At 66.1% G+C, this 15719-nt stretch carries 8 protein-coding genes and 1 CRISPR repeat array; of the genes, 6 read left to right on the top strand and 2 right to left on the bottom strand.

All coding sequences use genetic code 11. From position 1 onward, the window contains the following. Positions 1 to 60: 60 nt before the first annotated feature. The 6 genes from ACYQ2W_RS10880 (at position 61) to cas2 (ending at position 10201) form a co-directional block, all read left to right on the top strand. Positions 61 to 1530 (top strand): Cas10/Cmr2 second palm domain-containing protein, encoded by a 1470-nt coding sequence (locus ACYQ2W_RS10880; RefSeq protein WP_459866356.1) that lies wholly within the window; start codon positions 61 to 63, stop codon positions 1528 to 1530. Then, positions 1527 to 3317, top strand: a complete 1791-nt coding sequence (locus ACYQ2W_RS10875) for an RAMP superfamily CRISPR-associated protein (protein ID WP_459866353.1) — start codon at positions 1527 to 1529, stop codon at positions 3315 to 3317. The genes ACYQ2W_RS10880 and ACYQ2W_RS10875 overlap by 4 nt, the downstream gene beginning before the upstream one ends. Continuing rightward, positions 3307 to 4770 (top strand): RAMP superfamily CRISPR-associated protein, encoded by a 1464-nt coding sequence (locus tag ACYQ2W_RS10870; protein WP_459866350.1) that lies wholly within the window; start codon positions 3307 to 3309, stop codon positions 4768 to 4770. Before ACYQ2W_RS10875 ends, ACYQ2W_RS10870 begins: the two co-directional genes overlap by 11 nt. Beyond that, entirely contained in the window at positions 4767 to 6650 is a 1884-nt protein-coding gene (locus ACYQ2W_RS10865) for a TIGR03986 family type III CRISPR-associated RAMP protein (RefSeq protein WP_459866347.1), read from the top strand. Before ACYQ2W_RS10870 ends, ACYQ2W_RS10865 begins: the two co-directional genes overlap by 4 nt. 245 nt (positions 6651 to 6895) lie before the next feature. Then, positions 6896 to 9910, top strand: a complete 3015-nt coding sequence (gene cas1, locus ACYQ2W_RS10860) for a CRISPR-associated endonuclease Cas1 (RefSeq protein ID WP_459866344.1) — start codon at positions 6896 to 6898, stop codon at positions 9908 to 9910. Positions 9911 to 9922: 12 nt separating this feature from the next. Beyond that, on the top strand, positions 9923 to 10201 hold the full coding sequence (cas2, locus tag ACYQ2W_RS10855; RefSeq protein WP_459866341.1) for a CRISPR-associated endonuclease Cas2: 279 nt from the start codon (positions 9923 to 9925) through the stop codon (positions 10199 to 10201). A 243-nt stretch (positions 10202 to 10444) separates the two neighbouring features. Next, positions 10445 to 12644: direct repeats of the CRISPR family, unit length 35 nt; unit sequence GTCGCAGACCCCTTAGCCGCAGAGGCTGTTGAAAC. Between the two features lie 257 nt (positions 12645 to 12901). Here cas2 and ACYQ2W_RS10850 read toward each other — a convergent pair. Then, positions 12902 to 13717 carry a hypothetical protein gene (locus ACYQ2W_RS10850; RefSeq protein WP_459866338.1) on the bottom strand — a complete coding sequence of 272 codons (816 nt, stop codon included), beginning with the start codon at positions 13715 to 13717 and terminating at the stop codon, positions 12902 to 12904. After that, complete coding sequence (locus ACYQ2W_RS10845; protein ID WP_459866335.1) at positions 13705 to 15291, bottom strand: hypothetical protein; 1587 nt, start codon at positions 15289 to 15291, stop codon at positions 13705 to 13707. Before ACYQ2W_RS10845 ends, ACYQ2W_RS10850 begins: the two co-directional genes overlap by 13 nt. Positions 15292 to 15719 lie beyond the last annotated feature (428 nt).

The raw sequence follows: 15719 nt of genomic DNA, 5'->3' as shown, positions 1-15719 counted from the left end.
ACAAATTCCGTCGAAAAAGTGGCAGATTCCAAGGACGGCCCAAACTGCGGGAATGGAGCAATGAACGACGGTAACGGAACGGCGATGTTGAGGATCGAGGGGGTCAATCTGGCGGCGGTCCTCGACGACACGGATGACATCAGCGTACGGCGAGGCGCCGGACTGCTCCTTCGCCAAGCGATTCTTCAGATCGAGGAGCGGTGGCAGAACGAACTTACCGCGGTTTCCACCGGCGCGTCCGTCGGTTTGTTCAGGCTGAATGGCGACACCAAGGCGGAAGATATTCGCGAGGAAGTCGCCCACTACTTGAACCACGACGAGAACTACCGCCATCTTACCTTCGTCGTCGATATCGACCGAAGCGGCTCCTTTGCTGAGCGCCGCGAAGCGCTGATCGCGAAGAATCGCTTCCGCCAGCTCTCCCAACCTTCCCTCGCCCTGCCCGCTCCGGGTCTCTCCGACAAGGTCTGCGACTACGACCGGTTGCGCCCTGCCGATGGCGGGGCGAAATTGAAGAAGCGCGAACACGCCTCCGGTTCGGTGCGCGCCCGTTTCGAGTTCGGGCGCAAGCAGAGGCAGCGCTTCTACGCCGACGAACTCGGCATGGAGGAGAGCGAACTCCCCGCCTTCACCGACGATCTTCACGAGCTGACGGACTCGAACGAGTACGGAAACCTCAATGAGAAAATGGCGGTGATCTATTTCGATGGCAACAAGTTCGGCGAAATACAGCGGGATTTCTGCAAGGATGAAAAGGGCCAAGCCGAATGGGATAGCGCGCTGGGAAATTATCGCCGCGGCTATTTGCAGGACCTGATCCTTCTGGCTCGGGAGGATGAAGCTTTCCTCTCCCCGAACGGCGAACGTCTCCGCCTTGAGCTGCTCCTGTGGGGCGGAGACGAAATCATGCTGGTCGTTCCCGCCTGGCGTGGCTTCGAAGTGCTCCACCACTTCTATTCCCGGAGCGAAAAATGGACCTTCAAAGGCCGAGCCCTACGTCACGCCGGAGGGCTCGTCTTCTGTCACCGCAAAACCCCCATCCCGCGGGTGACCACCCTCGCCAAGCAACTGGCCGAACGGGCGAAAGGCGAGAAGGGAAAATTCAGCAAGGAGAATCGCTACGACTACCTGGTGCTGGAATCCATTGATTTCCCCGCCGAACCGCTGGAGCAGTTCCTGGAGAAGCGTTATGGATCGATGGCCTACGACCAGCAGCCGCTGCTCGTCCAGTCGCCCCCGCCCTACGAATTCCTGCCTTCCGTGCGCCCCATTCTCGACCCGCTACCCTTCAGGCCGTTCCGTGCCCTTGCCGAATCGTTGATACAGGGCGTGGATTGCGAGAAGCGAGTGGCGCGGTTGAACGAACTGATCGGTGACGGTACCCATGAGGAAGCATTGACCAAGCTGGAGAAGAAGGTGGCCAGACGGCTCTTCCCCGGCATTGCCGACGAGCATTGGGGCTGGCGCTGGCTCCATCTGGTGGAGCTTTGGGATTACATCGCGCCGCAGCCGACAAGGAGTCCCCGATGAGCACCCGCTATCGAATCCCGGTCGAGATCATGCTGGAGGCACCGATTCTTAGCCAAGGCGTGGGGAGTCGCCGCTTCGGCATCGACACCGCCATGCAGCGGGACACCCGGTGCCGCCCCGCCCTCCCCGGCCCTCTCGTCCGTGGCAACCTGCGCGAAGCGCTGGAGTCGTTCGCCGGCATCGACGGCGCCCCGGACCAAACGACCATCGACGACTGGTTCGGCCCTCCCCCTCCCAAATCGGGACGCAACGACGGCGACTTCGAGCCACGCCGGGCCCGCCTCAATTTTTCGCCGTGGTGGTCCGACACCCGATGGGAGGAGTCCACCGCAGGTTCCGCTCGTCACCGCATCAGTATCGACCCGGTGAGTGGTACCGTCGCCCGCGGTGCCCTCCAAGTCATCGAGAGCCCCTACCCCGCCGGTGCGAGGCCGCGCTTCTCCGGTACGGTCCACCTGCGGAGCGCAGACCCGAAGGAGGCCCGGGAAGTGGCGAAGTGGCTTCAACGGGGACTCGCCTATACCGCCGCCTTCGGCGCGCTCAAAGGGATCGGCTTCGGCCGAGTGCTGGAGGTGGAGGTTGGTGAACCGCAAGCAGCGGTCACCTCCCCCCTGGAGTGGCCTGGCGCGGAAGAGGAGACGGTCGGATTGCGCATGTCGCTCGATCGCCCGTTCTGCATTGCCCGTCCGGCGGTCGGAGAGAACAACCGCTTCGACAGCGAGACCTTCATCCCCGGCGGCGCCATCATCGGCAGCATCGCCAACCGCTGCGCCGCCAACCCCGGACGCTGGCCGGCGATCGAACGACACCTCAGCAACCTCCAGTGCCACCATGCCCTGGCGGTGGAGCGGGGAGCGAAGCGGCGACCGCTTTCCCCGCCGCTCACCGTGGCAACGGTCGACGGGAAACTCTATGACGTTGCCACCTGCTCCGGTTCAGGATTGATCGGCGGCAAGGCCCCCGCCTTCTCGCCCGATTGGAAGGACGCGGAGTGGGAGACGGCGACCACTTTCTGCGGGGCCGTCGATCCGCCACGGCGCCTCGACGTGCGTACCGCCATCGATCGCGAATCGGGAACCGCCGCCGAGCAGCGGCTCTTCTCCATGGAGAGCGTCATCCCCGATCACCATCATTGGCTCTCCCGCCTCGATCTCGGGCGGGTACCGGATGAAGAGCGCGCCGCGGTGCGCGATGCGCTGCAGGAGCTGCTCGCCGACGGACTCGAAGGGATCGGCAAGACCAAGGCGCACGCCGCCGTAACCCTCGAGCCATCTCCCGCGCTCCACCTCGATGAATATCCGCCCCTTCATGACGGACTCGCCGTGGTCACTCTACTCACCCCGGCCCGTCTTCTTCCCAGCGATTTGAGCCTCCCCGCAAGCAACGGCGGCGAGGCCTTGGAGGCCGCCTATCGCGAGAGCTGGGAGCGGCTCTCCGAAGGCTCCCTGGAGCTGAAACGTTTCTTCGCCCGGCAGCGCCTCCAAGGGGGGCGTTACTGGTGGGGCCGCTTCGGTCGCCGTCGCCACGACCCGGCGGCCCCCTATGTACCGGACATCCTCACCGCAGAGGGGGCCGTTTTCGTGCTCGCCCCGGTCGCGGGCCGCGAGGAAGCCGCCGAGAAGCACCTGCGCCAGTGGCGCCGTTTCGGTCTGCCGCAGTTGGAGATGCAATTGGAGGATTGGCAGTGCAATCCGGCCATCGCCACCAACGGTTACGGCGAGATCGCAGTCAACCTGAAACTGCACTGGGAACGTGCGCCCGGCGAGGAACAATGGCATGGACTCTAAAGACACCTGTCGGCGCATCTGGATCCACGGCACCCTCACCTGCGACTCCCCTCTCCATGTGGGTGACGGCGAGGAGCGCCTGCTCAAGGAGCGGGAGAGCCGCGAAGAGCGCTACCACGATTCGCCGGGGCGCTACCTGACCCTCTACGGTGGCCTGGACGACCTCCCGCGAATTCCCGCCTCCACCCTGCGCGGAAGCCTCCGTGCCGCCTTCGGCGAGGAGGACGGTGAACTCTTCGGTTACGCCCGCGGAGAGAGCGGTCGCGCCGGTGCCCTGCGCCTCTTCGATGCCACCCCGCGCCGCAGCGATCCACCGCCCTGCCACCGCAACGACGGCAGTTGGTCGGAACAGCGGCGAACCATCCTCCATCATGGGGTTTCCCTTGATCCGCGCACCGGCACCGCGAAAGATCACCACCTCTTCACTTTCGAACTGTTTCCGGCCGGAACCCGATTCGATGTCGCGATGGAACTCCATCCCGTGGGGGGACTACCGTTGCACTCGCTGCTCGATCGGCTACTGGAGCGCTTCACCCACTGGAACGGAGGCCTCGATGGCGCCATCGGTCGCGGGCGCGGCCACGGCTGGGGGCGGGTGAGCTGGAGCACCGATCGGATCCGAGGCCTCACCGAGGCGGGACTTCGCCGGTGGCTCGACGAAGGAGGACCGATCGAGTCGGACTCCTTTACCGAGCGTCTGGAATACGAATTCCCGCAGGAACAGCGCGAGATGGCCGCTCCCGTACAACTGGTCATTCGTCCCGACGGCCCGCTGTTGGTCAATGCCCCGACGCTGGTATCCGACGAAGAGGGCGAGGCCAAACTGGTATTCCTGCGCGACGCCGGGGATCACGCGGTGATCCCCGCCTCCACCCTGCGCGGGCTGGTCCGCGGTCGCGCCCGACGGATCCTCGCCACCATCGCCCACCGCCACTTCAACGCCCCCGCGGACAAGGCGGGCGAACAGGTCGATCCGTTGGTGATGCGGCTGTTCGGCGACGAGGGACGCCGCGGCACCCTGAGCTTCGGCGATGCCCGCTCGGAGAAGAAGGCGGAACCCCACCATCAGTTTTTCAACGCCATCGACCGGTTTACCGGCGGGGTGGCGGATGGTGCCCTCTATCAGGTGGAAGCGGCCAACTGTGACCTTCTGCGCGGGGATCTGCGCATCGATCACGAACGTCTCCCCGACGACCCGTGGTGGAAGGGGCTGCTGCTGCTGATCGCGCGCGATGCGATGGACGGAGCGCTGGCCGTCGGCTGGGGCAAGGCGCGGGGTTTTGGTGCCTTCCGCCTCGCCATCGAGCACGCTGGGGAGCGCTACGACGACGTGGCGGAAGCGCTCGGCGCCCTCGAGCGGGCGGGCGAGTCCCCGCGGCAGTGGGTCGAGGCGCTCCACCGGCGAATCGAGCGACAGCTCAAGGGAGAAACCGACGAGGAGCAGGCGGCATGAAACCGTTTCACAACCCCTATCACTTCATCCCGGTCACCGGCCGCGTCAACGGCAAGGCGACCGACGCGGTTCCCTACGCCAAGCTGAATGCTCCCCAGCGGTGCGAGCGCCACGACCTGGCCCACCGCGACGGACTCGGCGGCACCCTGCGCGGGCGCGTCACGCTGGAAAGCCCCACCTTCGTCGGCGGCGAACTGACTCGCGAGGACCCCGCTGCCCCGGCCCGCTTCACCCCTTACCTGCGCAATGGTCTCCCCGCGATCCCCGGCAACACCCTTCGCGGCCTGGTCGGTGGGATTGCCGAGGCACTCAGCCAGTCGGCCCTGCGCCGGCTCGACGACCCGTCCTACAGCGTCCGCCAGACCGCCAACGAGGCCAACGGAAAGACCGAGCTCGGTGAATTGCGCCGGGACGGCGACCGCTGGATCCTGCGCTCGCTCTCCTCCTTCAAGGTGCCCACGCGAGAGGCCATGCGCCTGTTCAACGGCGGAGATGGCAGCGGTCGCTGTTACGGCGATCCCCAGGGAAAGAAGGTGTTCGCGGAACCGGGCGTGGGGAGGATCGAAGGCCGCCTGCGGATTCTCGACCTGCCCCGCGACGACAACCCGGGCGGTCGCGAAAACGATCGCTTCGTGTATGCCCATGAGCGGTCCCACGCCTTCCCCGTCGAGCCTGCCGCCGTCGCCACCTATGTGGCGCTGTGTGAAGAGCGCTGGAAAGCCAGCAAAGATGCCGATCAGCGACTCCCCTACCTCTACCACGGTCTGCCCGATGCCCAAGGGAAGGAGCCGTGGAGACCTCGCGACGGCCTCACCCTCTACTACCGCGAAAAGGGCGGCCGCGTGGTCGAACTGAGCCCCTCGCAGATCTGGCGCGACGCCATCGGTCACGGCGCGCACCACTACTTCGGCGCGTTGGGCAAGAACCTGCTCCCCTGGGGATATGGCGACCGCGACGCCCTCACTCCCGCCGAGCGGCTCTTCGGCGTCGTCGAGGAGCAACCGGAAGCGAAGAGGGGCGAGACCGGCCGCAACCTGGCCTCCCGCGTGCGCTTCTTCGACGCAAGCCTCCCCGAGGGCACGCCGGACGGCGAGCTCTACCACGGCTCCGAGGTGACCCTGCGCATCCTCTCCTCGCCGAAGCCGCCTTCGCCCGCGATGTACTTCCACCCCAAGGGGAAAATGGGCCAGTGGCTGGCGAAAAAGGACCTGAAGGAGGGGCGCCAGACGATCCATCCCAACGGCCGCAAATACTACCTGCACCACCCGCAGGAACAGATCAAGTCGGAGCGCTGGAAGACCGCCACCGACGACAACCCGAAACAGAAGGTCCGGGTGCGCCCGCTGAAGAGCGGACTCGTATTCCACTTCGAAATCCGCTTCGACAACCTCACCACTGCCGAACTCACCCTTCTCCACACCGCGCTGCATCCGGGCGAGGAGTTTCGCCACCGTCTCGGCCTCGGCAAGTCCCTCGGCCTCGGCCGCGTGCGGCTGGAGGTCGATTCGATCGAACTGCGCGACGCCGCGGCCCGCTACGGCCTCGACGCCCTGGAGGCCCCCGCCATCGCCGAGCGCTGGACGCCCGACGAGAAGACGCCGAAGTGGCTCCGCGACCGTTCGCTGATCGACAGCGAAACCCTGGAGATCCTGCGCACCCTGGGCGATCCCGCCCGACTGGCCGACGGCGCGGCGGTGCATACGCCGTTGGCGGCTGACCAGATAACCGCGGGAAAATCCGAAGAAGAGACCTTCAAGTGGTTCGTCAACAACGACCGCGCCGGAATACAACCCGCCAACCGCCAAGCTCTCTCTTCGGTCCCCGGCTGGAGCAGCGAAAAACGACTGCCGACGCTCCTACCCAATCGGAGAGAGGAATAAGTAATTCGCGCTTCGCCGCATCCTTTCCCTCCCTATTTGGTACCGCACATGTACGGACATCTTCATCGACGGAGGGACACAGAAGACAAAGTCTATGTCCTAGCCGGCTGTCGCATCCTGAAGCGGCTTCACCCCGGCGCGATGGGCACGTTGCCAATTGTTGTGCCTGCCGCGTCGCGGCTGAGATTGCTCCTACGGGTGGATATCGCCGAGAACAACCAACTCGGGCATAGCGATATTTTTCCGTGCCCCTGAAACCCTTCTTCATGTTCGACCTCACCCCCCTGCTCCCCCTGCGCGCGCTCACCATCACCCTGCGCTTCACCGCCCCGGCGCACTTCCGCTTCTTCCACCAGCCGGCGCTCACCGCCTTCGTTCGCAGCCTGCTCGACTCCCCCGACGATTACGATACCCGGCTGACCATCGATACCGCCGAATCGGGACGCACCGACTACCTCGCGGGCGACCGCTACCGCTTCTCGGTCACCGCCCTGCCCGGTGGAGAGGGGCTGCTGGATCGACTGGTGGAGCGGTTGCGCCAACTGCCCGCCGGGGCGCCGCTTACCGACCGGATGCTCCCCCTGCGCGACAATGTGGAGCTGGAGTCGTGCGTAGACCTCTTCACCGGCGAAGCGGCGGAGCGCGCCGGTGGACTGGCCGCCTACGACGCCGCCGCCCTGGAGCGCGAATGCGCCCTGTGGAGCGAGGCGCCAACCCCGCTCTACCTGCGCTGGCTCAGCCCCGCACGGCTGCTCCGCGCCAAGGAGGAACGGAAGGACGCGACCGGCGAGCACCGCTTCTGCCGCGACCCCCATCACCTGGACGGCCCTCTCCTCGCCGCCCGGCTCCATGACGCCCTGGCCGACCTGCTGCGCCGCCGCGGCGAAACGCCTGCACCCCGGGACGACGTGGCGCCGCTCCAACTCCCCGCCGCCGATCTCTTCTGGGTCGCCGCCGGGTACCGCGATGAGGCCGGCGGCGAGCACGCCATGGGTGGGGTACTCGGCCAGTTGCTGCTTCACTGGGACGCCCCGCCGATGACGGATTGGTGGCGACGGCTGGTCCTCGGCCAATACCTGGGGATCGGCCAGCGCCGCAGCTTCGGCTGGGGGCGCTACCGGCTGGAGACGCGGGAGGCGGACCACACCCTGACCCGCGTCGAGGCCGCCGACACCCTGCTCCGCCACGCCGCGCGCCCCGACAACCTGCTGGCCGCCCACCGGGCGATGGAAGAGAACCGCGCCCGCCGCGCTCCCCGCCCCCCATTGCCCGAAGAGGACGAGGAAGAACCGTGGGACGGCGAGGTGATCGACGAAACGGAGGAGGCGACCGATGACGACGAGCGCGAGGCCGCCCTCGCCGAAACCGCCCGCACCCTCACCACGCCCGCCTACCGGGTACCGCCATTGAAAGGGGTGGTCGCCCGCGACCCCGACGGCGAACTCCGCGCCCTGGCCGTCCCCCCCTTCCGGGACCGGGTTGCCCAGCGTGCCGTCGCGCAAACCCTCGGCCCGGCCCTCGACGGCCTGATGTACGAGGCGAGCTTCGGTTTCCGGCCCGGACGCTCCCGCCACGACGCGGCCCGCCGCATCCAGGCCCTCTACCGCGAGGGCTACCGCTGGGTCTTCGAGTCGGACATCGACGACTTCTTCGATAGCGTCGATCTCAGCCACCTCGCCCTGCGCCTGGAGTGCCTCTATCACGACGACGCGCTGGTCGCCCGGCTGATGGCGTGGATGGGCGCCCCGGTGGTCTACCGGGGCGAACGGATCGAGCGCCGCCGCGGCCTGCCCCAGGGCTCGCCGCTGAGTCCGCTGCTGGCCAACCTGATGCTCGACGACTTCGACCACGACCTCCAGGCCCGCGGCTTCCGCCTGGTGCGCTTCGCCGACGACTTCGTGGTGCTGGCCAAGCGGCGGGAGCAGGCCGACGAGGCCGCCGCCCTGGTCCGCCGCTCCCTGGCCGACTGGGGGCTCACCCTCAACGAGGCGAAGACCCGGGTGATCCCCTTCGAACAGGGGTTCCGCTACCTCGGCTTCCTGTTCATGAACGAGCTGGTGCTCGACGTCGGCGGTCGCTACGCGAAGGGCGACGCCCCGCCCCCGCCGCCGCCCGGCTGGCTCGCCCGGGTACCCGTCCGCGAACCGCTGCCGCTCAAGGGATTCGACGCCGCCTCCCCCGCCGTGGCCCCTGCCGCCGCCGGGCGGGCGCCGACGGGGGACGCGCCCGCCGCCATCGGCGAGCGGGGTGAGGCGGGCACCCTGGTCGTGGTCAGCGGCGAACCGGCGCTGGTCACCACCCACGAAGGGCGGCTCAACATCGCCCGCGACGAGGAGACCCTGCTCGACCTCCCCTTCGACCACGCCGAGGCGCTGCTGCTGGTCGGCAGGCACCACATCACCACCCCCGCCCTGCGCGCCGCCCTGGAACACGGCCTGCCGGTCCACTTCGCCACCGCCCGGGGACACTACGAGGGGTGCGCCTGGAACGGCCGCGCCGGCGCCGACGGCAGCCGGCTCTGGCTGCTCCAGCAGCAGCGCATGGCCGATCCGTCCGCCGCCCTGACCGCCGCCCGCGCCCTGGTCTCCGCCCGCCTCACCCACCAACGCGAAGTCCTGCGCCAGGCCGTCTCCCGCGCCGCCGGCGGCGAGGCGGCGGCCCGCCAGGCCGAGGCGATCGCCCGCCAACTCCCCACCGTCGAAAGCGCCGCCGATCTCGCCGCCCTCAACGGCGTCGAAGGGACCGCCGCCCGCGCCTACTTCACCGCGCTGGCGGCGCGGATTCCCGCGGAGTGGGGCTTCGCGGGGCGCAACCGCCGCCCGCCCCGCGACCCCTTCAACGCCCTGCTCTCGCTGGGCTACACCGTGCTCTACGCCCATGTCGAGAGCCTGCTGAGGGTGGACGGCCTGCTCCCCTGGATCGGCGTCTACCACCAGCCCCACGGCCGCCACGCGGTGCTCGCCTCCGACCTGATGGAGCCCTTCCGCCACCTGGTGGAGCGGGCCGCCCTCGCCGCGGCACTTCGCCGACGACTCGATCCGGAGAGGGATTTCGTCCTCGGCGAACGGGGCTGCTTCCTCACCAAGGAGGCCCGCCGCCGCTGGCTCACCCTGCTGGAGGAGCGCTTCCAGCGCCCGGTCACCGCCCGCGGCGACGACCACCCCCGCCCCCTTCACCAGCAGCTCCACCGCCAGAACCGGGCGCTGATCGCCTGGATCCGCGGCGAGGCGGAGCGCTTCACCCCGTTCCGCCAACGCTGAGGCCCCAACCCCATGCACCTCTATCTGGTCTGTTTCGACATCTCCGACGACCGCGACCGCAACCGTGCCGGCAAACGGCTGCTGCGCCACGGCGAACGGGTCCAGGAGTCGGTGTTCGAGGTGAGCTTGCGCGACGACGTGGCGCTGGAGCGGCTGCGCGAAGAGTTGCGCCCGCTGGTGGACCGCGACGACGATCTGCGTTTCTACCACCTCTGCGCCCAGTGCCGGGAGCGCTCCAGCGACCTCGACGGCGGGCGGGTCGCCCACTACCCGGCGGCGGTGATACTCTGAGCGCGCAGAACCATGCGACGACGCCTCTTTTCGGCACGGTTCGGCGGCACTCGCCAAGCCAGCGTTCGAAAATCGTAACCCATTGATTTCATAGACAACAGACAAAAACGTGCCGCCAACCACGAAAATCAATCACTTAGCGACGATTCGGACTCCCCGACGGCTCCCGGAGGGTGTAAAATGGCGCGTGCCGCCAATTTGGGGGTCTAACTCCGCGTCGTGGAAGCGTTTTTCGGGGGTGCTGTCGCAGACCCCTTAGCCGCAGAGGCTGTTGAAACATCGCGACCGCTCTGATCGCCGGCGCCGCCGCCCTCGTCGCAGACCCCTTAGCCGCAGAGGCTGTTGAAACCATGCGCCCAGTGCTTGATACTCCATACATAGAGTTGTCGCAGACCCCTTAGCCGCAGAGGCTGTTGAAACTCGCTCTTCTTTGCGTAGCCACTCTTTGTCCTCCAGTCGCAGACCCCTTAGCCGCAGAGGCTGTTGAAACCGTATAGGCTAAGCGCCTGGTCGTACGGAAGCTTACGGTCGCAGACCCCTTAGCCGCAGAGGCTGTTGAAACGGGTGCGGCGGGTGGTGGTACAACCGATGCCGAAGGTCGCAGACCCCTTAGCCGCAGAGGCTGTTGAAACCATCCCCCCAACGGTGAACAACAGGAGACCCCCCGTCGCAGACCCCTTAGCCGCAGAGGCTGTTGAAACTTCTGTTTTGATGGGGAGCGCATTTTTCCTTTTTTGTCGCAGACCCCTTAGCCGCAGAGGCTGTTGAAACCACTTCGGATGCCGTTTGCCGGGTGCCGGAGACGTGTCGCAGACCCCTTAGCCGCAGAGGCTGTTGAAACTAGGATGAGTCCCAGTGCCCGTCCTCGTCGCCGGTCGCAGACCCCTTAGCCGCAGAGGCTGTTGAAACTCATCATCCATCAGCATCACGGCGGCATCAAAATCTAGTCGCAGACCCCTTAGCCGCAGAGGCTGTTGAAACGACCGGACTGTACGGTCTGGATGTGCTGCACCAGGGTGTCGCAGACCCCTTAGCCGCAGAGGCTGTTGAAACTGGCCAGTTCTTTGCCTTCCTTGTCCCGGAAAATGTCGCAGACCCCTTAGCCGCAGAGGCTGTTGAAACTTCCAGCACGGGCTCCTGCTCCGGCTGGGGTTCGTCGCAGACCCCTTAGCCGCAGAGGCTGTTGAAACTTCTAACAATCTCGAACCTTGATTTGCGCGTAACCAGTCGCAGACCCCTTAGCCGCAGAGGCTGTTGAAACACCTCAAACCTTTCATTGGCTTGCTTCCAGTAATGTCGCAGACCCCTTAGCCGCAGAGGCTGTTGAAACATGCGGACACCGGGGAGAGGCCCGAGGTGGACGTCGCAGACCCCTTAGCCGCAGAGGCTGTTGAAACGTGCCGTCTGACAATGTGATGGCCCGGCCTTTGGTCGCAGACCCCTTAGCCGCAGAGGCTGTTGAAACTTGACGGGAAACGGCCAGGCGTTGTACTTGGCCGGTCGCAGACCCCTTAGCCGCAGAGGCTGTTGAAACGGCTGATTGCGCGACTTGAAGTGGATGGCAATCTTGTCGCAGACCCCTTAGCCGCAGAGGCTGTTGAAACAAGCTGCAGCAGGGCTTCACCCTCATCGAAAGGGTCGCAGACCCCTTAGCCGCAGAGGCTGTTGAAACCAGAGCTTGGTACGGCGCGCGGCCTCGCTTTCTTGTCGCAGACCCCTTAGCCGCAGAGGCTGTTGAAACAAGAAGATCAAGCTTTTCAGAACGCATCCAGTCGTCGCAGCCCCCTTAGCCGCAGAGGCTGTTGAAACTTTCAGCACTTCTTGCAGACAGATAGAGGGAATCTTGTCGCAGACCCCTTAGCCGCAGAGGCTGTTGAAACTATAAACATCTAGAAGCTGATTGGCAGGCCTCCGCAATAGTCGCAGACCCCTTAGCCGCAGAGGCTGTTGAAACCAGCTCCCTCATCCCAGCCTTTGTTGATGATAAATGTCGCAGCCCCCTTAGCCGCAGAGGCTGTTGAAACTGGTCCCCGCTTTCGTCTCAGTTTGGCCCTGGATTGTCGCAGACCCCTTAGCCGCAGAGGCTGTTGAAACTTTTGGCAGCAGCGACAATCTCGTTGATTGCGTTGTCGCAGACCCCTTAGCCGCAGAGGCTGTTGAAACTGGCGCTGGGTGTAGCCGGTGTAGCCGCCGATGCCGAGTCGCAGACCCCTTAGCCGCAGAGGCTGTTGAAACGTGCTCTGGTCAGTGCTGCCAGTGCGAGTCCGAGTCGCAGACCCCTTAGCCGCAGAGGCTGTTGAAACGTCGACCGAGCTTGCAACGGCAAACGCCGCGGTCGTCGCAGACCCCTTAGCCGCAGAGGCTGTTGAAACAATGCCCCCGACGATCAGCCCCAATGTCACGAGGATGTCGCAGACCCCTTAGCCGCAGAGGCTGTTGAAACTGGTGGGTTGTGCGGGTCGGGTGTCGCCCTGCTTGTCCCAGACCCCTTGGCCGTAGAGGCGAAACCAGGGGCTTGCCCAGCTCCTTGGTCCTTTCGATGAGTTGTAGATTGGCGCGGGAGTCATCGCCGCAGCAGGCACGTCCCGCCCTATGCCGCTACGCGACGGGTGTTGCGGAGCGATGGGAAGGACGGGGGGACGGTGGGCTATCGGCCAGTAGAGCGCGCGGCGTCGGCCTCGTGGCGGGATCCACGGCTGCTCAGGGCAGCGCTTCGACCAATTCGGTGAGCTTGTCTTCGAAGTCGACCGGCAGAACGGTGCGAGGTGCGCCCCAGTAGCCCCGCTCGGGAAGCGAGCCGCCGTACCAGCCACCGGGAAACCGTTCGGCGGCGGCGAGGATCAGCCCCCCCTCGCCGAAGAGGTTCACCTCGCCGGGGCTCACCACCAGTAAATTGCGGTAGCCGGGGCCGCCGAGTTCGGGGGCGAGGCGATCGGTCAGCGGGGCGCAGCGCCCGTGAGGCAGTTCGGCGCGGGTAAGACGACCGCCGGCGTGCATCTCGATCGCGACGGCGGCCCGTTCCGCGGCCTCCTCCTCCTCCGCGCCGATGCCCTGGGCGGCCCGTTCGGCGGCACGGATTTCGGCCATCTCCTCGCGGCTCGCACCCAGTTCGGCCATCGCCGGCAGGTAGCCGCGGTCGTTGGCGGCGATCAGTGCCAACCGGCGACTCCACGCCGCCGCCGGTAGTCCGAGCAGGACGAACACCTGTTCCAGCGAGGTGGGGCGTTGCGCCCCGGACCGCTCTCCGTGGTGGTCGATGATGACGATCCGTTGCGGATCGAGGCCGAGATCCTCCTCCAGCTCGATCAGCACCGGAGTCTCGCCTGCGGCGAGCGCCCGCTCGATCTCCTTGCGATAGGCCGAGGCCCGCGCGCCCCAGCCGAGACCGCGGTCGTGGTAGCGACCGGGGGCGTGGCGGGCGAGCAGCTCGGTGATGGCGACCATCTCCAGGTCGCGGCCGCCGAGAAAGAAGCGCAGTGGCGCCGGCGCGGCACCGCCTTCCGTCAACGCGGGCATCGGCGTCTCCACCACTCGACCACTCTCCCGCACGCCCGTGAGCCACACACCGACCCGAACGACCGGCCGACCCACCGGCCAATACAGTCACCGGCGGCGAACACCCCCTTCGCCGCGAAGGTCAGCAGGATCAGCGCAAGGAAGGAGACGACGATCGGCCAGAACACCCACGACGGTACCCACGCCACGCAGTCGGTCAACGACTTCATCACCGTGTCGCTGCCCCAGACGCCGACCACGATGGAGATGAACAGCCCGGCGGTGGCGACGTAGGTGAGCCGGGTGGTGACGTCGGCCTGGCGCCGCTGGTCGTCGGCGTCGAGGAACTGGTTGATCGCCTGGGCCTCCGCGGTCACATCGCCGTAGAGCCGGTCCACCCCGAGATGGGCCCGCCACCGCTCGAAGAGCTCCTGCCCCTGGGTCTGGCCGGTCACCTCGTGGAACCAGTAGCGGTGAGTGAAGCGCAGCAACCGGGTCAAATCTCCCCGCACCGCGGCAAAGAACTCGCGCCGCCCGGGTCCGGAGATATCCCGCCCCTTGAGCCGCTCCACCGCCAGGGTGAGGTCATGGGCGATAGCCAGCAGTGCCGCGCGTTGGAGGTGGACCAGCCGCCCCAATTGGAGGTAGTGGCGACGGAAGTGCTGCTCGCCGTCGCCGGTGAAGAATTGGGCGTCGCCGGATGCCGAGTCATCCCGGCCGACCATCAGGAAGGCGTAGCCGCTGGTGAGGAAGCGGGTGCTCATCCACCCCTCCCCTCCCGGCGTGGCGTGGTCCCAAAAACGGTCGTAGCAGTGCTCCGCCTCGAACGATTCCAGGAACGAACGGGCATAGGGGAGCTGGAATCGGTCGCCCGATTCATCGGCGAAGGCGAGACGCACCCAATCCGCGCGGGTCAGAGTTTCCGGCTGGGCGAGAGCGAGCCACGCCATGAACGGAATGCGGTCATCGCCGAGCTGGGAGGCCACAATCGTTCCGCCGTTCAACGGGTATCCCTCGAAGACGATCGGTTCGAGCAAATGACGCCAATGCGCATCGACCGGCGACTGGCTGCTTTCCCGGACCGTGTCGGTGAACGCCCCCACGTTGGTGCCTGCGGACTGACCTCCGTCGCTCCAACTCACGCGTGCGGGGTAATGGCCCGCGATGAACTCGCCGTTGCGCGTCTCGGACGGCCCCCAGTAAGGAGGGTAGGCGCGCCGGAAACGATCGAGCAGGTCGTGGACGGTATCGAGTGACATCGCCGTTTCGGAGGCCACCTCCAACAGCAGCAGGGCAACGCCGATATCCTCGAAATAGTGCAGTTCGATCCGCGCCACCTCCAGAACGAGGGTCTTGCCAGCCCGTTTGTCCGTATCGGGGCGCAGGTCGATCTCGGCCTTCTCGATATCGGTGCGGCACCAAACCGAAACCGCATGCGAAGCCGGATCGAAGAAGATGCGCTGGATGAAGGGGTGAAAATAGACGAATCCGGCGTAGTCACCCTGTGCCTCGACGCCCCCCGGCTCCCGCGGCCCGTTCCCGCCACGGCACCATTCTCTCCCCTCCACCTCATGCCAAACGGAGTTGGCGCCCATCTGTTCACGAATATCATCGCCAGCGGGAATGCCCTTCCCATTGCGGAGATGAATCTTCAGCGGCCACAGGAGAATTTGGCGAAACTTCGTGACGGTGCGCCCCCCGAGCCCCACTTCCCCCTCGTTTCCAGACGTCACCATAGAACCGACCCTCCCTCTTTTTCTCTCCATTATGCGGGTTCCGAACCGGCCCGGCCAAACCCGGTGGCGCCATCGAAGCGGGCCCCCCATGTCTACTCGTCACCGGGTAGTGACATCCTGATGAGCGGTTTGGATTTCAGCGACAGCAGGCTCTCCGGCGCCCCGCCAAAGGTCCGCTTCGTGTTGAAAGACCAAGTTGGGCGGAAGCGTGTTCGTGAACAATCACCGCTACCGTTTTCGGTACAGTCGGACATCCTCGTTTTTCGGATGAAACAAAAAACCCGCCA

The organism is Endothiovibrio diazotrophicus, assembly GCF_054657215.1.
This window is presented reverse-complemented; position numbering and strand designations above follow the sequence as displayed.